This window comes from Paenibacillus sp. LjRoot153 (assembly GCF_964253085.1).
Classification (GTDB): domain Bacteria; phylum Bacillota; class Bacilli; order Paenibacillales; family NBRC-103111; genus Paenibacillus_E.
On the sequence record NZ_CAXUQH020000001.1, the window covers coordinates 6285804 to 6304212 of the forward strand.

At 43.9% G+C, this 18409-nt stretch carries 16 protein-coding genes; 3 read left to right on the top strand and 13 right to left on the bottom strand.

The window, feature by feature from the left end; all coding sequences use genetic code 11:
• Positions 1–40 precede the first annotated feature (40 nt).
• From ACSQ8P_RS27155 to ACSQ8P_RS27175, 5 genes are all read right to left on the bottom strand, one after another.
• The gene (locus ACSQ8P_RS27155; protein ID WP_436238040.1) at positions 41–961 is read right to left on the bottom strand and encodes an AEC family transporter; all 921 of its coding nucleotides are present in this window, start codon (positions 959–961) and stop codon (positions 41–43) included.
• Between the two features lie 39 nt (positions 962–1000).
• Positions 1001–1441 carry a MarR family winged helix-turn-helix transcriptional regulator gene (locus tag ACSQ8P_RS27160; protein ID WP_436238041.1) on the bottom strand — a complete coding sequence of 147 codons (441 nt, stop codon included), beginning with the start codon at positions 1439–1441 and terminating at the stop codon, positions 1001–1003.
• A 135-nt stretch (positions 1442–1576) separates the two neighbouring features.
• Positions 1577–3169, bottom strand: a complete 1593-nt coding sequence (locus ACSQ8P_RS27165; protein ID WP_436238042.1) for an extracellular solute-binding protein — start codon at positions 3167–3169, stop codon at positions 1577–1579.
• 79 nt (positions 3170–3248) lie between these two features.
• Positions 3249–4139 (bottom strand): carbohydrate ABC transporter permease, encoded by an 891-nt coding sequence (locus ACSQ8P_RS27170; protein ID WP_157257131.1) that lies wholly within the window; start codon positions 4137–4139, stop codon positions 3249–3251.
• Between the two features lie 13 nt (positions 4140–4152).
• Positions 4153–5076, bottom strand: a complete 924-nt coding sequence (locus ACSQ8P_RS27175) for an ABC transporter permease (protein ID WP_436238043.1) — start codon at positions 5074–5076, stop codon at positions 4153–4155.
• A gap of 273 nt (positions 5077–5349) precedes the next feature.
• On the opposite strand from ACSQ8P_RS27175, the gene ACSQ8P_RS27180 reads away from it, so the two are divergent.
• The 3 genes from ACSQ8P_RS27180 to ACSQ8P_RS27190 all read left to right on the top strand — a co-directional run bounded on the left by ACSQ8P_RS27180 (position 5350) and on the right by ACSQ8P_RS27190 (position 8884).
• Positions 5350–7635 (top strand): AraC family transcriptional regulator, encoded by a 2286-nt coding sequence (locus ACSQ8P_RS27180; RefSeq protein ID WP_436238044.1) that lies wholly within the window; start codon positions 5350–5352, stop codon positions 7633–7635.
• Positions 7632–8570 (top strand): hypothetical protein, encoded by a 939-nt coding sequence (locus tag ACSQ8P_RS27185; protein ID WP_436238045.1) that lies wholly within the window; start codon positions 7632–7634, stop codon positions 8568–8570. The genes ACSQ8P_RS27180 and ACSQ8P_RS27185 overlap by 4 nt, the downstream gene beginning before the upstream one ends.
• Positions 8571–8644: 74 nt before the next feature.
• Entirely contained in the window at positions 8645–8884 is a 240-nt protein-coding gene (locus tag ACSQ8P_RS27190) for an NHLP leader peptide family RiPP precursor (protein WP_436238046.1), read from the top strand.
• A 40-nt stretch (positions 8885–8924) separates the two neighbouring features.
• Here the strand turns inward: ACSQ8P_RS27190 and ACSQ8P_RS27195 are convergent, their stop codons facing one another.
• The 8 genes from ACSQ8P_RS27195 to ACSQ8P_RS27230 all read right to left on the bottom strand — a co-directional run bounded on the left by ACSQ8P_RS27195 (position 8925) and on the right by ACSQ8P_RS27230 (position 18397).
• A complete protein-coding gene (locus ACSQ8P_RS27195; RefSeq protein WP_436238047.1) occupies positions 8925–10832 on the bottom strand; it encodes an ATP-binding protein in 1908 nt (635 codons plus the stop codon).
• A 138-nt stretch (positions 10833–10970) separates the two neighbouring features.
• Positions 10971–12212, bottom strand: a complete 1242-nt coding sequence (locus ACSQ8P_RS27200) for an amidohydrolase family protein (protein WP_436239615.1) — start codon at positions 12210–12212, stop codon at positions 10971–10973.
• A 39-nt stretch (positions 12213–12251) separates the two neighbouring features.
• Positions 12252–13067, bottom strand: coding sequence for an ABC transporter permease (locus ACSQ8P_RS27205; RefSeq protein ID WP_246320194.1), 816 nt, complete (start codon positions 13065–13067; stop codon positions 12252–12254).
• A 99-nt stretch (positions 13068–13166) separates the two neighbouring features.
• A complete protein-coding gene (locus ACSQ8P_RS27210) occupies positions 13167–14510 on the bottom strand; it encodes an FAD-binding oxidoreductase (RefSeq protein ID WP_436238048.1) in 1344 nt (447 codons plus the stop codon).
• A gap of 20 nt (positions 14511–14530) precedes the next feature.
• The gene (locus tag ACSQ8P_RS27215) at positions 14531–15334 is read right to left on the bottom strand and encodes an ABC transporter ATP-binding protein (protein WP_436238049.1); all 804 of its coding nucleotides are present in this window, start codon (positions 15332–15334) and stop codon (positions 14531–14533) included.
• Between the two features lie 38 nt (positions 15335–15372).
• Positions 15373–16185: a creatininase family protein gene (locus ACSQ8P_RS27220; protein ID WP_436238050.1), complete on the bottom strand. Its 813-nt coding sequence runs from the start codon at positions 16183–16185 to the stop codon at positions 15373–15375.
• Positions 16186–16285: 100 nt separating this feature from the next.
• Complete coding sequence (locus ACSQ8P_RS27225) at positions 16286–17008, bottom strand: NAD(P)H-dependent oxidoreductase (protein ID WP_436238051.1); 723 nt, start codon at positions 17006–17008, stop codon at positions 16286–16288.
• A 9-nt stretch (positions 17009–17017) separates the two neighbouring features.
• The gene (locus ACSQ8P_RS27230) at positions 17018–18397 is read right to left on the bottom strand and encodes an amidohydrolase family protein (RefSeq protein WP_436238052.1); all 1380 of its coding nucleotides are present in this window, start codon (positions 18395–18397) and stop codon (positions 17018–17020) included.
• Between the last annotated feature and the right edge of the window lie 12 nt (positions 18398–18409).

Sequence of the window (18409 nt, forward strand, 5' to 3'; positions counted from 1 at the left end):
TTGTCGATATTCCTGCTAGTTTCATAATTCCCCACAATGTTCAAATAAAATCCAACAAATATATGACAATGGGTATCGTAAACATGCTAAATAGTGTCGATGTAAAGACAGCCTGTGAAGAAAACTCGGCCTCATTCTCATACTCAATGGCAAGGAGTACACTACTTAATGAAGTAGGAACTGCGCAGGACAGAATTAATGCCTTCGCAGTCAACCCTTCAATCCCCAACATCCAAACAACAAGAGCGCCTAACAGCGGACCTATTGCCAAGCGCAGCATATTCGACAACAATACATTCGAGAACTGAAATGTCCATTTCATGGCGCCAAGTTGTACGCCTAACGTCAATAGCGCTGTTGCCATAAAGGCATTTGCGATGTAGTTCAATGGGATGTTGATCGAAGATGGCACAGGCACATGGTAATAACGCAATAAGAGTGCTATCGGAATGGCATAAATGACAGGTAACGATAGAATCGTTTTCAAGGTCGCTTTCCAAGTAGCCTTATGTGCATTTAACGTGTAAATCCCATAGGTATTAGGGATGAGCGTCTGCATAATCATAATAACGATCTGGATAGCTAATGTATAGGCATTGCCCCCGAATACGGTTTGATTGAGTGGCAGCGCATAATTAGCACTATTGTAGAAAATAACACTATTTCGCATGGCAATCCGCATGCCGCGCTGCAGTTTCTGTATGCGGATAATCACTTCAATGATCGCGAAAAGGAGGCTGAAGAAAATGACAAAAAATAAGAGCACCTGCATGAGGATCGAAAGACTCATTTCGGATTCATACAGTTTCACAAAAACTAGCGCTGGCGAAAATACGTAGAAATTAAGCTTCGAGAGTGTTCGAATGTCAATCTGAAAGGCGCGATACATGGTCACGCCAATCGCGATCATGATACAAATCGGAACAATATTATTGATTAGAATATACACGAAATAATTCATTACATAGCCTCAATTCATCAAGAATCCCCATGATGCTCCTTACATGGAGGCATTAACGCTTGTGATAATTCGTTTCAACTGCGCATTGAAATTCGTAATTTCTTCCGGTGACAAACCACTCGAAGCGAACAGCGTCTGCGGAATGCATAGCGCCTGATCATAAAGGGCTAGTCCAGCCTCTGTGATGCGAATGAGGACTACCCGCTCATCTTCCTGTGAACGGTTCCGAACGAGCAGCTTCTGCGCCTCCATTCGTTTGAGCATCGGGGTCAGTGTTCCTGAATCCAGATCAAGCTTCTCACTAAGCTCTTTCACCGTGCTTTCCTTTTGTTCCCAAAGCACAAGCAGAACCAAGTATTGCGGATACGTGATACCGAGCTCCTCGAGAAAAGGGCGGTACATACGCGTAATCGCTCTGGAGCTCGCATATAGGCTAAAACAAAGCTGATTCTCCAGCTTCAAAAATTCACTGCTGCTCATTGTCGTTTCCTTTCCCTCCGTCGTATTGTGAACAATCGTTTTGCTTCCAATTTAAACAAAAAGCGCCCGACTGTCAATACAAAACGCGGATGAGCACCCATCCATCGGGCACACATCCGCGTTTTTCAAATTTACTTATTTAATATTTTGACTTTTCACATACTCCAACCATTGTTTCTTGTATTCTGCTTGGATTTTATCAAGCCCTGCAACTTTGGCTTTTTCCATAAATGTTTTCAATCCGCCTTCAACATCCGCAACGAGACCTGCTTCCAGTGGATACAGATATTGTTTCTCCACTTGCTCTAATGCCGCTCTTTCAGCTTGATAGCTTGTGTAGTCTTCTGCAAAGCCTGTGTATTTATCAGGTGTTGCAATTTTATCCAGATCAGCGAAAATCTTTTTCACGCCATCGTAGCCTTTATCGAATAACATAAACTCAGGATTTCTCCAAGCCCAGCCCTGCATAGCTTCTCTAGGGAAACCATTGCTGTTCGTATCACCGATCATGGTGTAGTAGCCATTATCAACCGTATAGTTTTTGCCTAAGATACCGTACTCAGTCAATTGATTGTAAGTTTTGTCCGTTACCATTTTTTCGTAGAAGGCAAGTGCACGCTCGGCGTTTTTACTGCTTTTTGGTATCGCGAAGCCATTATGGATCGGGTGAACCGGCTCTGCATGGCCTTTAATCATTGGCGCTGGGTAGTACTCAAGCTTCCAGTCTGGGTGTGTAGAAGCAATTTTCAGCTTTTGGTCATTGAAGCGGCTAGGATTATCTCCTAGGTTCGCTGCTGCTTTACCGCTTGTAATCAAATCAGTCATAGCATCCTTCGTATTCAGGACGTTCTTCGTAATGTAGCCGGCATCCTGCCATTTTTTCATCGTTTTCAGCTCATTCAAATGCTCTGGGGAGCCCCAATACAAGCCAACCTCAGTTGGCGTTTTATAACCAATGTTCAACCCATAAGGAACAGCTCCAATTGGATCGATTGTCAGGTTTTTGTACTGATCAGAGAGGCTGCCCTTTACATCACTATTCGCTGCTAATGGTACCATATCAGGCACATTTTTCTTGATTCCAGCTAGATATGCTTCGAAATTAGCAAGTGAATCCGGTTTCGGCAAATTGAATTTCTCTCTGAGGTCTTCACGCCAGATGAAGCCTGTCGTTACATACTCTTTATATGTGGCAGGAACGGTATAGATTTTGCCATCAATTTTGACAGCTTCCCACATATCTTTCGGTACGAAGCTATTCAATTTAGGTGCGACTTTCGGCAGCAACTCATCAAGCGCCAGGAAGGCTCCTTTTTTAGCATAGGACTGGTATTGTGTCCATTCTGCTGTGAAGATCAAATCCACCGCTTGACCAGAAGATAATAATAGCTTATATTTCTGATCCCAATCCGTCCACGTTGTGAAATTGAATTTAACGGTCGCGTTCAAATCCTTCAAGGCTAGTTTGTTAATTTCTTCTTCAATGACCGGAAGATCCTTCGGTGCAGGTCCTAACATGTAGAATTGCAATTCCACTTTCTTCGATGTATCTAAACCTGCTGGCTTAGCTGTAGCCGCTGCTGCTGTAGCTTCGGGTGCTTTCGTTGCTGCTGCTGCAGAAGGACTTGGAGAACTTGTGGATGTGGAACTGCTACACCCTGCTACAACGGAACCGGCAAGTGCTAAAGCCATTGACACACTGTACATCTTCTTCGCATTTCTTTTCATGTAAATCCTCCCTTTATTTGTACTCATTTAATTGGATGAAACCATCTATGTTAGCTGACGGAATGATTCCGTTACAGTTCTAACCTTTCACAGCGCCTATCGTTAGGCCTTTAACGAAAAATCGTTGAACGAATGGATACAGGAATAGAATCGGCCCCGTCACGATAATAGCCATTGCTAGTTTGGTAGATTCCGACGGAATGTCCTGGCTCATCGTTACTCCCGTGCTGACACCGAGTTGTGAAACCGCAGCTGCCGTGTTAATGATGTTATACAAGAAATACTGCAGCTCGTATTTGTTCTGATCATTAATAAAGAGCGATGTCGAAAACCAGCTGTTCCAATAATGTAAAGCCAGGAATAATCCAACAGTGGCAATCCCAGGCATAGCCAGTGGAAGAACTACACGGTAATAAATCGTGAAATCATTCGCACCGTCAATCTTCGAAGACTCTGTTAACTCTTCTGGAATAGATGACTTAATGAAGCTGCGCATTAATATAATAAGGAAGGGAGACATAAGCCCAGGGAAAATAAGTGCTGCGTACGTATCTGTTAACTGCAGATATTTCGTCATCATGATGTACCAAGGGACAAGGCCACCACCGAAAAGCGTGGTAAAGTAAATATAGAAGGAAAGCTTATTTCGATACTTAAAATCTTTCCTTTGCAGCACGTAGCCGGCCATCGTCATCATGAACAGCCCTAGAGCCGTCCCTACCACCGTTACAAAGATCGTAACCCCGTAAGCTGTTAATACTTTTTCAGGGAAAGTTAGAACCGCCTTGTAAGCTGTCAATGAAAAGACACTCGGTATAAGGTGATACCCATCTCGTATAATGGATTCATTATCCGTTAAGGAACCAGAAATGATGAGAAGGAAGGGAAACAAACAAATCACAGAAAACGCGATAATAACAAGATAGGCAATAATATTGAATGTAACGGAATCAATTCCTCTGGTACGCAAGTGCAGTCACCTCCTAGAAAAGTGCATATTCATCATTTGATTTTTTAATCAGATAGTTCACTGTCATAATGAGTACAAAACCGAAGATCGACTGGAACAATCCAGCTGAAGTCGCCATCCCGATGTCAAACGTAACCTTCAATGAGCGGAAAACATAAGTATCCAAGATGTCCGTCGCATTGTACAAGATACCGTTATTACCAATTAATTGGTAGAAGAGGTCGAATTGACCTTTCATAATGCTGCCCAGTGCGAACAAAAGCAATATAATGAAGGTTGGCTTCAGCATCGGAATTGTTATGTACCAAATTCGCTGGAAGATGTTCGCTCCGTCAATCGTAGCAGCTTCGTAATACTCATCACTAATGCCAGTTATCGTGGCGAGATAGATCACCATGGTGTAACCCACATTCTTCCATACATAGAACATAATCAGCAGAAAAACCCATGAAGATGGTGTGTTATAGATGTCAACCGGGTTAGAACCCCAGGATTTAAGCGTCGTATTCACAAAGCCAGTGTCATAATTAAACATGTTGTAAGCGATTGCGTTCAGGAGAACAAATGAAATAAAATAAGGCAAGAACATCACGGATTGCGTAAGTTTCTTAAAGAACTTTCCAGTCATTTCACTTAATAGGATGGCGCAAAAGATGGCTGTCGCATTTAAGAACACGATAAATGCCAGGTTGTAGGCCACCGTATTCCGCGTTAGCGTCCATAACACGCCTGATTTCCATAAGAATTCGAAATTCTCTAATCCTACAAACGGACTTCCGAAAAGTCCCCCATTAAAATCAAACCGGGTAAATGCGAAGTAGATCCCAACCATCGGTACGTACGAATTAATAAAGAAGAAGATCAATGTTGGCGCTATCATGAGAAACAACAATTTATTTTTGTTTAACTCATAGAAAAATCCTTTCTTCCGGATCATGCTGTAAAACCTCCCTGCGTTAATATGTCCTGTTTATCTTGTCGGTTGCCATACTCGAATTATAGACAGAATTGTTCCGTCAAGGATACTGAAGATCTCCTAACATTTATGAACGAACCTACCCAAAACGGCCTAATCTGCATATGCACAATGTAAACTTTCATGGAAAAATCGGCGTTTCTAGTGCTTTTTCAGCCCCTGGACTATCCGATTCCATTGCAAGCCGTATAAAGTTGGGATATACTTTTTTTACCTAAGGGGGGGACGGATAGCATGATACTTCGAAATCAAGAGAGCAAATTTATGTATCGCAACATACTTCTCAGTATTGTTTTATCCATTGTAATTACTTTGCTTGTCTCCTCTACGATTCTTTACGTTAACTTCGACAATATTGCGCTGAAGCAAGTATATGAATCCGACTCCAACTCCTTGCTCCAAACAAGTCAAGAAATTCGGACCATCACGGAGACCGCAACATCCCTGTCCTTTCAAATTTATCGTGATTTCGTCATCAGTAAATTGTTGTTTTACGATAAACCAGATATCTATGATGTCCAAGGCAGTATGGCACAATTGAATTTATATCGGCTAGCGATGCCGTTTATCGATTCCATATATGTGTATAACGGAACCTCAGAGCTTTTCTATGTCAGCTCAAACAACTTTCAGAGCGGCATCCAAACAAAAGCTAACTTAGGCGATCCTGGTATGGTCGATATCCTCGATCATTTTCGCGATTATATTCCTTTTTTGCCGATTCCAAGAACCTTCAAGTCAACCGATGTAAGTACACTTCAAACAACAACTGTTGGGATCTATTCCTATTTGTGCTATGATGCCATCAATTTGAATAATTCCTTGAATTCTGCCGTTGTCGTCAATATCTCAGAATCATTCTTCAATAAATCATTGAAAAAAATCGCAAACAATCGGGCAAGCAACGAATTTATAATTAATAAAGAAGGCGTTCTGATCTCAACCGATGGATCAAATCCTGTACTTTCCAATTACGCGGATAAAAGCTACATCCAGAAAATTATTGCTAATGCTTCTTCACCAGGTTATTTGGTCGACACCGTGAATGAGAATAAGTCTTTAATTTCGTATACAGCTCCTGATTCCCTAGGATGGCGTTACGTCCGCACAACCCCTTACACAATTATCACGAAAGAGATCAGGGACATGCGTCTCAAAACGATTTATATCTCGCTTAGTATTCTTCTAGTCGGGCTGCTTATTTCGTTCTTCATGTCCAAACGATTATTCGGTCCTATTGATAAGGTCATTCGAAGCTTAAAAACATTAGAAATCGAAAAGCGCGATAACCTTCAAATTTTACGACAAAATTTCCTGAGAAATATTATGTTGGGCAGAGATGCCTATCACCCACAATCCCTGAAATCGAAATTAACGTATTTCGGCTCCAAAATCACTATTGATCATCCGTCTTTACTTCTCATGGTTAAGATTGATAAATATGAAGAAAACATTCGAACCTATAAGGATCAACTTACTTTGCTTCGCTATGCGATCATGAATATCGGTACCGAAATCAGCTCCTCCACCTTTCACGCGGAAGGCATCGATATGGGAGATGATCATATCCTTTTACTTCTCTCTTCGAAAGAAGCCCATTTCCAATGGGAGCCTGCTGCTTTCACTGAGTTGCTTCAAAATATGCAAACATCTATTTCTTCCTTCATTAAGTTATCCGTTTCGATTACAGTAAGCCCTTTGCAGGACGAAGCCATACCGTGCTTCCAACTCTATAAGCAGTTGCTGGAGGCCTCTTATCATCGTTTGTTTAGAGGACATGGCTGTATCATTTGGTCTGACGAAATCATTGCGTATCGCACCAAAGAGTACAAGTTTCCATCTCAGAAGGAAAAACAGTTGGTCGATTGCCTTATGACTGGCGACTCGGAAGAGGCCGAACTGCTTTATACCGACATTGTGAATGAAACATCGCTATATCCTTACACAGTCGTCCATTTGGCCATTTCCCATCTGACGTTAACTGTCAATAATGTACTTACGACGATCAATAAGAATAACGCGCTTGCTTTCCCACTTTACTTGGATGCTGCTGTCGCTTCGCTGACACATGTTGACACCATTGAAGAAATTAACGCACAATTCATTGACGTATTCAGGCAACTACAGAAAAAACTAGATGAAAAGCGGAGCTCTAAGCATGTGGAACTGATCAAGAAAATGAACGACATCATTGATCGGGATTATGCGAATCAGAACTTGTCTCTTAACTCGATTGCAGATGAGCTCGCAATGTCTTCCATTTATATCAGCCGTTTGTACAAACAGCACACGATGGCTGCCATTACCGATGTGATTCAAGATGTGCGCATGAGCAAATCCAAGGATCTGCTTTTAAACACATCGCTATCCGTTGCTGAAATTGCGGAGAAGACAGGCTTCACGAGCGACTCTTATTTCTATCGCTTATTTAAAAAGTATAATGGGATCACACCGAACGATTTCCGCAAACAACTCAAATATGAAAATACGCTTCATCAGAAAGGGATTGAAGAACGATGAATTGGCTAAATGCTCATAAGAATCAATTAACTCTTATTTTTGCAGAAGCAAAGGAAGCTGTACGCCAATTCCCGTCTCCATTGGACCAGCTAGGACTTACCTATTTAGCTAAGTTTGACCCAACCCAAGAGAGCAGTAGCAAAAATTATATTTGTTATCTTCTTCCATATTGGATGAAAGACATCAGCCAGCTGTCTGCGGAGTCGTTTAACAAGCTTTCCCTTGCGAATGTCTTCGTCATGCTGTATTACTTCATACAAGACGATATTATGGATGCTAGCAAGGGTGAACATACAAGCAAGCTGCCGCTCGCAAACTTATTTCATATCCAATTTCTGTCCATTTATCGGGAGCTATTCCCATCTAATTCCCCTTTCTGGGACTATTACGAAATCTATATCTTAGAATGGTCGAAGAGTGTCACGAACGAACTTCAATCCGATTATTTCCACGAGGACAAATTTCAAATTGCCAAGAAAGCTAGCCCAGTTAAAAATGCCAGCACGGGTGCTCTACTCCTTGCCAACCAAGATGATCTCATCCCTGTAGTTACCAATGCCGTCGAACAAACCCTTGTAACACTTCAAATGTTGGATGACTGGTCTGACTGGGAAGAGGATCTAGCAGATGGATCGTATAATTGCTTATTGGCATCTATCCGCAAGCAATTGCAGCTTTCGACAGCCGATACCCTTACACCTGAAATGGTCAAGCAGCAGCTTTATGTCCATGATTTCTTCGCGGATTATGGTAAGACCGCTGATTCCCATCACGAGCATCTACTAAACCTTTCTGTTGGTATGGAGCAGCTGCTAGCCTTCCATGATTCTCTAGTGCAAAATATCCATCGTGTTGCCCACGAAATCAAAGAACGAAGAGCGTCTTTAGTCTCTGGTGGATTCTACTATTTTTTGTCTAATTCTGATAGATTTTGATAGATTAATAGAAATATCCATGGTATACTTTTACTTGTAGGAAAAATTACCCAAATGACTAGGAGTGATTACAAATGTCCACAAATGATAGCGTAAAAGCAAAAATTATTCAAAAAGCTTGGGAAGATGAAGCCTTTAAACAACAACTTCTAGCCAACCCTAAAGCAGCGCTGAAACAAGCATTTAACATTACACTTCCTGATGACATCAAGGTTAAAGCTGTTGAAGAAACTTCGACAGAATTTGTTCTAGTAATCCCTACAAATCCAGCTAAGATTCTTGTTACATCTAATGCGGTAGAAGCAGTTTGGTAAAATAATAAGGTGTCCCGCTCAATTAGCGGAACACCTTTTCTTAATTTATTGTCACATATGGGAAACGTATAATCACTTCTGTACCTAAGAATCTTTGACTTTTAAACTCGATATGCCCCTTCATAATCTCGATCAACCGAAACGTCACCATTAACCCTAGTCCCGTCCCCTTCGTCTTCGTGGAATAGTAAGGCTCACCTAATTTCCTCAGCTGCATAGGCTCAATTCCTTCACCATTATCCTTAATATGTATGAAAACCTCTTCATTCTTTTCGTAAGCCCATATATGTATTTGTCCATCGACTTGAAACGCTTCGATACTATTCTTAATAATGTTGATCAAGATTTGCTTAAGCTTCGATGAATTCCCGCAAATGTGTAAATCAGAAGGAACATTGACTATAATTCGCCCGCCATTCAACGTTGCTAATGGGACTATAATACCTTCAATTTGACTAATTTCCTTGCTTACATTCAATTCCACTAATTCGTCGAGCTGTGGCTTCGCAAATGTCAAAAAATCTGTAATAATGACCGAAGCCCGATCCAATTCTTCGATGGCAATCGTCATATATTCCTTGTTCTTATCATCCGTTCTAGCGGCTACAAGCTGCAGAAACCCTCGAGTAACCTGCAATGGATTCCTCACCTCATGGGCGACCGAAGCCGCTAAGGAGCTAATCATCTCCATCTTCTCGGAAAGCTGCAGCTGATGATTATAAAATTCCAGTTCCTTCGAATAGTTCGACATCTGCTCCTGATTGATTGCGAAACGCCTGCCTAAGATCACGATGAGTGCAATAATAAATCCAACCACACCAAATTTCCATAGGAAGAACTGATATTTTTGATTATTCGTGTAGTAAAGAATGAGATCAAAGGTCCCCATCAAGGCAAATATGGCGAAGCCCGAAGAGAAAATAACAGCCTCTCGGTTGCCTCGAATGACAAAAACGATTGACAAACTAATAATTAAAATAAATTGGAAAATCATAATTATACTTAACATGGTTAGTGTGAAAAACAAATATATTTTGATAAACTGATAGTGATTGAGTTGATTAAATACCATTAAAATAAGGCAAAAAGCTGAATAGCCTATCTGAAATTTCCGAAAAATACGAATCCATTTAAATTTGCCATTATCAAATATTTTCTCAAAAAAATAAATAAGTGATGGCAAAAATACAGCTAAAGAAACGTCAAAAGTATTCAGGATTAAAGCACCAAATGGAGTGAAATTAGCATAAAGAAAAGGGGAGTAGGTAAGAAAGATCGTACCTAATGTAAGTATGATTAGACTAAGTGAAATCCAGCTTGCCCGTTGTTTCTGTTTGAGACAGAAGGAACAAATTAGCATAATTACAGCAATGAAAAGAAATGCAAATCCGAGAATGATATTCTGTAAATCGCGAAATATGAATGTATGTGTCAGGGAGGTATAATGATCCAATCGGATCTCGGAATGTATGCCCAATCGGTCCATGCTTGTCTGAAGCTTTAAATATACACTCCCCCCTCCGTCCTCCGCACTTATAGGCAGCAAGCTCCGCTGCTCATCGTAAGGAAAGTCAAATATTACCTCATTAAGTAATCTATCACCTATATAAACTGATACCTGTTGTGCATATATTCCATCAATATACATGCCGTAGTCCTTCGGAAGTTGATCTGGTAGTTGGATACGGACCCAAGCAGTAGAAACATCTTTTGGTTTATCCGGCATTTCCGCTCCACTTTCGATCGTCATCCATCGATCTTCAAGTGACGATGCTATGATATCTTGAATCTTATCATCGGCCCTCCCCCACTTTATTTCCCAGTTCGGAATCGCTTCCACACCATTAGGTTGCTCCGCCATCACATGATTAGCCATAAATAATAAGCCAATGATGATAACCAACCCTATTTTCCACCGCAAAAGATGTTTTTGAAGCCATTGTTGCATGTATTCACCTTCCCCCAGATGCCTGTAAGTAATTTACATTAATTGAATTCGACGGGGTTATGTGCTTTCCTTCTTAACAAGGTAAACATTCTACAAACAAAATCAAACACTCGCCCCATTCCAACAGGCGAGCGCTCCTTAATTGTCAGTGAACCAAAACGTTTTGGCTGGCAAGGTTTCGGTAATAAGTTGACCCTGACTAACGACATTACGACACGTAGGTTGCCTGCGAATAAGATCCATTGCCGTCTCACCAGGAAGCATAATGAAACTAGCAGGCAGACCTAATTCAATACCGTAATCCTTAAGTTGTAATGTTTTGGCAGCTCGTATAGTAATCATCCGAACGAGCTCAGCTAGTTCCTCGCGCCCCGTCATATGGGCTAAATGTGCAGCCATATGTGCTGCTTGCAGCATATTCCCCGTACCCAGAGGGTAGAAGGGCGTCCGAATATCATCATGAGCGATACTGACATTGATGCCGGCCAGCCACATCTCCTTGATGCGAGCAATACCGCGACCTTTGGGACTACTGTCGAATCGCCCTTGCATGGCACTATTGATCAGCGGACAGCATACGATATGAATCCCCGACCTGGCCACGATGCCCAGTACTTTCTGAAAATACGCTTCACTATAGTAAGCTGTCGCATTCACATGTGCGGCAGTTACTCGTTCTCTTAAGCCCGAACGAATGGCTAAATGTGCAACATTTTCTAAAAATGTGGCGTGTGGATCATCCATTTCATCACAGAATACGTGAACGAAGCATCCATACTTCTCCGCTATCCGGAAGCAGATTTCCAAGGAGGCTTCGCCTTCCGACCGCGTAAGCTCCAAATGCGGGACTGCACTTATCCCGTCTGCACCTAGCTCTAAGGCAAGCTCGAGCCTTCGTTCGTTATCGGGACAGGCACGAATCCCATCCTGCGGAAAGGCGATAACCTGCACATGCATGTAAGGCTTCACATGCTCTCGAAGCGCTAGTATCGCTCTTAATGCAGTCAAACTTGGATCTGAAATATCCACCATCGTCCGTACATGAAGGACTCCCGATGAGATTTGCATCCGAAGCACTTTCTCCGCCCGCGCCATGACGTCATCATATGTTAGTGTCAGCTTTCGTTTCTGCCAAAGACCAATGCCTTCGAACAGCGTACCACTCTCATTCCAAACAGGCTCCCCCGCAGTTAACACGGTATCTAAATGAATGTGTGACTCCACGAAAGGTGACAGTAACAAATGCCCCGTCCCGTCAACCTCTCGCTCGCCGTGATTGGCAACTTCACCCATCGCGACGATTTTACCATTTGCCACGCCGATGTCTATAGGACCTTGGAAGGTGGGATCACCGAGTAAACGCACTTGACGATAGACCATATCAAGCAAGACAATCACCTCTTAACTATCGCTACGCGATTAATTATCACGTTTCATTTCTGATTCATGCCATGAGCTTAGGAGCCATTTGGCAAAGGCATTCACTAACAGGAAGAAAACAATCCCCAGCGCGGAAGCAGATAACCCGCATGCGAACAAGTAAGGCGTTTTTAATCGCGCAGCTGCATATGTGATGGCATAGCCTAATCCACCTTGCCCGCCGCCAATTCCGGCAATATATTCCCCGACAATGGCACCAACAACAGATAAGGTACAAGAAATTTTCAAGCCAGCCACAATATAAGGAAGTGCGGCCGGAATTCGAAGCTTCCACATCGTTTGAAAGCCATTGGCATTATAGAGATAGAATAAATTGCTCATATTTTGATCCGTCGAATTGAGTCCGATTAAGGTATTTGATAGCATGGGGAAGAACCCGATTAAGAACGTAATGATCACGATCGCATTCATACCTGCATCGAACCAGATCACGATCAATGGTGCGATCGCAACAATGGGAATCGTTTGTAATATAATTGCGTATGGATACACGCTTTTCTCAATCCACTTCGAGCTGGCAAGCAGAATAGCTCCCGCTATTCCTAGAATAATACTGAGAATAAAACCAAGAACAGCTTCGAAGGTTGTCGTTCGCACGGATACCCAAAGCCCGCTCTTGTTCTCAATGGCGGCTTTCACAATATCCGATGGTTTAGGAACAAGATATACTGGCGCATGCGTCAAGGCTGCGATCAGCTCCCATCCGCCAATAAAGACGACGAAAGCAACTAATGGCGGCACAAGCTGTTTGAGCAACATCAGCAAGCGGCGACTAAATGACACGCCCTCCTCCATGCGACTCATCCAAGCCGCACGCTCACGAGCGGGAAATATTTCATCAGGCAGTATTTGTAGGTACTTCGAATCGACAGCCATTGCACATCTCCCCCTTCTTTATGACTTACAAATGATTTTGCCAGGATTGAGAAGTCCCTTCGGATCATTCTCCCGTTTCTTACGTTCCATACCGCCTACTTCGCCACGACCACCTTGGTCGAGCACCCAGGTATGTGGATCAAATATTTTGACACCAACAGATTCAAAAAAGTCGATGATTTCATATAAGCGTTCTTCCGTTGTAAACCTTACAACAGGGAGTGCCGATGGCGTCACGGCCCCGCCACTGCGCACCCATTCGACATGCAGATACACTTCATCGCCGAACTTGGATTTGATTTGCCTGATCTGCTCCAAGTAGCTATCCGTCTTAAAGCCCGCTTGCAGATACGTCATCGATGCGTCCGTTTTCATCGCCCACAAAGTCGTGTGGTTCCATGTAAAGTCAGATACACCTATGGTTTTACGGTAGTTTTTGGCCTCGATCACATGACCGACATGACCTCCAAACCGCTTCGCAAGCATATCTATTAACCGCAGTGTTTCTTCAGCAAACTCCAACATAACAGCAGCCATTTCTGGCATAATTACTTTACTAAAGGGTACAAAATAGGAAGGAATCGGCCATTCCATCGGTGCAATGAGACGTTTGGGAATCGCTTCTTCACGAGCGAGAGCCTCACCAAACTGCATCGCCTGCTCAAAAGTAGGGAATTGGGCAATGGCTTGTGTCCATTCAGTCCGCGGTGAAAGTGGAATGGTGACCTCAGTCAAAATACCGGTAGTCCCATAATTGTGAATATAGTTAAACAATTCAGAACCTGTAACAACGAGGCGCTGTGGTGTTTCTTCCATTGTATAGATCACAGCCTCATGGACGTTGCCATCCCACAGATTGCCATGCATGATTGAACCAATACCGCCAGAACCACCGCTCACGAAGCCTCCAACCGTCGCTTTCACATACGTACTAGGGTAGATGCGAATTTCTTGCCCAACTTCACGTGCTTTCTTATCAATTACGCCTAGACGAACTCCGCATTGCAGACGGGCAAAGCCAAGTCCAATCTCGAGGATTTCATCCATGCGGCTTAGATCCAGAACGATCCCTTTCTGTAAGGGAACGGCCTGACCGTAGTTTCCAGTCCCAGCACCGCGTACCGTCACGGGAATGCCATGGCGATATCCAAAAACCAAAACCTTGGCCACTTCATCTTCACTACGAGGCAGCACGACTACATCAGCCGATGCTATCCCCTGCAACTGGCGATTAAGTACAGGAGAGTACCAGAAATAATCCTTGGAGAGCTTATCTCGTGTTTCTTGATCGATGGATACGATTTCTTTCCCTAGCTGCTCTTCGATCTCATGAACCCATTTAACTTCCGCATCCGTGGACATGCTGTCATCACCCTCTCGTCTTAATGGTCCAAAGCATCATTCACGATGCGCACTATATCGCTGAATTGCGTTGTTGTTCGATACGTTTCATCTCTTGGAAAAGGAACAGGTATATCAATACGTGCTGAGATTTTACCTGGTCGAGGTGTCATCACAACTACACTTGTTGATAAGAACACCGATTCGAACACATTATGTGTCACGAACAGCACGGTCATCGATTTATCCTGCTGCCAAATAGTTAGTAGCTCCATTTGCAACGTTTGACGCGTAATTTCGTCTAATGCACCGAACGGCTCATCCATCAGCAGCAGCTTCGGCCTAGAAATGAGCGCTCGCGCGATGGATACGCGCATTTTCATACCGCCTGAAAGCTGCCTAGGCAGCACTTTCATGTAATCCTTCAATCCAACAAGCTCAAGCACTCGCTCCGCTTCTTGTTGTTGGGTCTTCTTATCCACTCCGCGTAATTCTAGCGGGAGCTTCACATTCGCTTCAACCGTCGACCAGGGTAACAGCGTATGATCTTGAAACACAAAAGCGATGTCACTTTGCTTGCGCGCTTCTTTCGGTGTTGTTCCAAAGACATCTAATGAGCCTTTGCTCGGCTTGGATAAGCCTGTGATGATTTTAAAAATCGTCGATTTCCCGCATCCCGATGGACCTACAAAGCATAAAAATTCACCTTCTTGAATGGTCAGATTGACATCCTGCAAGGCAATCGTTCCGTTAGGATAGGTCTTAGAGAGATTCGTCATACTTACGAAAGTAGATCCTGAGGTTTGGGGGCTAGCTGTATCCATTAGAGAAGAATGTTTCGACATGCTTGTCATCTCCTATACGTGTTAGTGGCTTACCAGATCTACTTGCTGATTTTGAGCGATTGCATATCGAATGCTTGAAATTCAAGCAGCGCCTCTGCGATATAAGTCCCAAACTTATCCGTCATAGCCTTGCCTTTGGCCATTGTTGCCGTTGTTGCATCTCCAGAGACGCCGGTATGTGAAAGATCATCCATCACCCAAGCGAAGGCGCGATTCCGAAGTGCCAGATAACGAGATTCGGGGTAACTCGGATACTCTGTTGGTGCTACATCCATGTCCACCCAATGCGGCATCGCCGCCATGACGATGGATGTCTCCATATCACCTGCATGAATGCCCGCCTGTTTCTCTAGCGGTGTTATCCATTCATCTGCGCCGCCGAGCCCACCGGGATCTAAGCGAAACACAGCTAAACCTGTTTCGATGCGAATTTCCCTACCCATCATGTTCAACAAATCCGTATTCCCACCATGCGAGTTAACGAGAACGAGCTTCTGAAAGCCGCTTCGCCGCAGGCTTTTGGCAATATCCATCACGACAGCCATTAACGTTGTTGCCGATAAGGTGATCGTACCTGCATGGCCTAGATGCTCTGTGCTCTTTCCGTAGGGGATCGCTGGAAGCAGCCATATATTCGCATCGTCAGGAAGCTGCTCGAAAGCTTCTGTCAACAGCACTTCCGAGATTAATGTGTCGGTAAACACCGGCATATGTGGACCGTGCTGCTCAACAGCTCCGACTGGCAGCACGATTAATGCATTTTCTTTAGGAATCTCAGCTACTTGAAGTTTACTAAGGCTTGGAAAGAAGCACTTATCCCAGGCTTTCCCTTGATATCGATTGAATGTCATGCTGAGCACCTCCTATAAGATTGATCATCTATTTGCGAAAAAAGAACCAAACTCTTCAAGAGGGGTTCTTTCTACTTTCGAATTTAAAGTGTTAAGCGCCCTAGCTCTTCTTGATTTGAAACTGCTTGATAGCCGCCGCAATGTCCGCTACTCGCTCACCTAATCGCGCTGCCATCAGCAGCTCTCTAGGATCTGGCGAAAGGGAACTGTCCGGTCCCGCTAAGGTAGATGCCCCATAAGGCGAGCAGCCGATTGCATCAGCGGTTAAGTACTCCGGATTTTCCGAATACGGCAATCCCACAAAAATCATACCGAAATGAAAAAAAGGTACCATTGCGGTTAATATTGCTGCTTCATGCCCCGTATGGATGGATGCTGTACTATTAAATATGCCGGTCGGTTTGCCCTCAAGGGCACCCTCGATGCAAAGATCTCCAGCCATCTCAAGGAACAATTTAACTTGCGCCGGCATAGAGCCGTAATACGTCGGGAACCCCCAGAGGATCCCATCAGCCCAGCGCAGATCATCATTTGTTGCGATTGGAATTTCTATTTGCAGCGTTTGTGTAGCTTCATACTTCTGATACCGATCCGTTAAACGAAATTGCTTTGATAACGTAGTGGAGCTAGTTGTCTTCTCCTGCATGGCAGGACGTCTGTCTTTATCAGGTGTGATCACACGATTCACATTCGCAGCCATTTCGGGTATACGCACAATTCTTACAGGATGCGCACCTGATTGACTGGCACCATCTGCAACGGCTTGCGCCATCTGATATACGTGACCAAAGGCGCTGTAATAAATGACCAACAGATTAGCCATCTTGATGGTTCACCCCTTCACGAATTCGGGCTTTTGGAACGATACGGCTTCACTTGCCTCTTGCCAGAACTGGGCTAACGTATTGTGGTTCCACGCCGCTTTCGTACCAGGTGATCTGACGAAGCGTCCGTGGCTGTACACCCACCTGCGCTCAGGAAGCATGGTAAATACTTCTTCGATTGAATGACCATCGACGATAACGAAGTTGGCTGGACGACCTTCTGTAATCCCATAGGCCGCAAGTCCAAGAACATTAGCGGGAGCTTCCGTAATCATCCGCAGCAATGTGCGTAGATCTGCGGGTCTGCCCATATGTGCAGCATAGGAGGAGATCAGTGCGATTTGAAGTAAATCCCCTCGCCCGAAGGGGTGAAAAGGATCATGAATGTTGTCCGATGCAACCGCGATTGGAATGCCTCTCTCGTGAATTTGCTTCAAGCGAGTAACGCCTCTTCTCACAGGGTTTGAATCATGTCTGCCTTGCAAATACAAGTTAACCGCAGGCAAAGAAACTGCCTTGAGCTTGGCCTCTGCCATTTTGTCAATGATACTGCCTGCATCCTCATCGCCCATCGAGGCTAGTGCACACAAGTGGTCGACGGTCACTCTGCCCTCGTAGCCTGCCTCTTTCGTACGCGCTGCCACATATTCAACAGTTCGCATCTGTGGATTATCGGTTTCATCACAGTGCAGATCAATCGGTACATCATATTTCTCTGCCATTTTGAAAATAAAATCAATATCTTCCTTCGGTGTTAACGATAAATGCGGTGCGCCACCAATGCCATCCACACCCATTCGTAAGGCTTCCTCAATGGCTTCATTATCCAGCGACATGAAATTATAGGGACACATTGGGAAAAGTTGCAAAGTCATGTAAGGCGCTAAGGCTGCTTTGGCTTCCAGTGCGGCTTCAATTGTGCGTAAAGCGATGTCACGTGAAAATCGAAGATTGAAATCCAGATGCGTGCGAATATGCGTGGTTCCAAAAGACAGAGCCTGCAGCGCAGATCGCATCATTCTGGCTTTGATCTCGTCTTTCGAGAACGTAGGCGATGCCGCTGAGTAGTTGCGAACAGCCTCTTCCAGCGTACCGCTGATATTCTCAACTGTTGTTAACGAGAACGCTTTGTCAAGATGCATATGCGAATCCACAAAGCCTGGCAGTAGGATTTTACCCTGAAGATCCAGTGTTGTGATGCTCGACGTTTCTAGCTGTTGGTCAGGATTCCAAGACTCAAGCATCGTTGAAATGGGAGCAGCGGCATCTGCTTCTTGTATGCGAATATGCATCCAATGACCATCGCGAATCGAGAGACAATATAATTCCACTTCATTTAATAATGGCAATCTGACGTTACATAGATCGATGTTGTTGTTAGAAGCCAATGCCGCCACCTC

Excerpts from the sequence above, each read along its gene's own strand:
- ACSQ8P_RS27205 (WP_246320194.1), bottom strand. The coding sequence starts at position 13,067 with ATGGAGGAGGGCGTGTCATTTAGTCGCCGCTTGCTGATGTTGCTCAAA.
- ACSQ8P_RS27210 (WP_436238048.1), bottom strand. The coding sequence starts at position 14,510 with ATGTCCACGGATGCGGAAGTTAAATGGGTTCATGAGATCGAAGAGCAG.
- ACSQ8P_RS27160 (WP_436238041.1), bottom strand. The coding sequence starts at position 1,441 with ATGAGCAGCAGTGAATTTTTGAAGCTGGAGAATCAGCTTTGTTTTAGC.
- ACSQ8P_RS27225 (WP_436238051.1), bottom strand. The coding sequence starts at position 17,008 with ATGGCTAATCTGTTGGTCATTTATTACAGCGCCTTTGGTCACGTATAT.
- ACSQ8P_RS27200 (WP_436239615.1), bottom strand. The coding sequence starts at position 12,212 with ATGGTCTATCGTCAAGTGCGTTTACTCGGTGATCCCACCTTCCAAGGT.
- ACSQ8P_RS27175 (WP_436238043.1), bottom strand. The coding sequence starts at position 5,076 with ATGATCCGGAAGAAAGGATTTTTCTATGAGTTAAACAAAAATAAATTG.
- ACSQ8P_RS27180 (WP_436238044.1), top strand. The coding sequence starts at position 5,350 with ATGATACTTCGAAATCAAGAGAGCAAATTTATGTATCGCAACATACTT.
- ACSQ8P_RS27185 (WP_436238045.1), top strand. The coding sequence starts at position 7,632 with ATGAATTGGCTAAATGCTCATAAGAATCAATTAACTCTTATTTTTGCA.
- ACSQ8P_RS27155 (WP_436238040.1), bottom strand. The coding sequence starts at position 961 with ATGAATTATTTCGTGTATATTCTAATCAATAATATTGTTCCGATTTGT.
- ACSQ8P_RS27165 (WP_436238042.1), bottom strand. The coding sequence starts at position 3,169 with ATGAAAAGAAATGCGAAGAAGATGTACAGTGTGTCAATGGCTTTAGCA.
- ACSQ8P_RS27195 (WP_436238047.1), bottom strand. The coding sequence starts at position 10,832 with ATGCAACAATGGCTTCAAAAACATCTTTTGCGGTGGAAAATAGGGTTG.
- ACSQ8P_RS27220 (WP_436238050.1), bottom strand. The coding sequence starts at position 16,185 with ATGACATTCAATCGATATCAAGGGAAAGCCTGGGATAAGTGCTTCTTT.
- ACSQ8P_RS27215 (WP_436238049.1), bottom strand. The coding sequence starts at position 15,334 with ATGTCGAAACATTCTTCTCTAATGGATACAGCTAGCCCCCAAACCTCA.
- ACSQ8P_RS27190 (WP_436238046.1), top strand. The coding sequence starts at position 8,645 with ATGTCCACAAATGATAGCGTAAAAGCAAAAATTATTCAAAAAGCTTGG.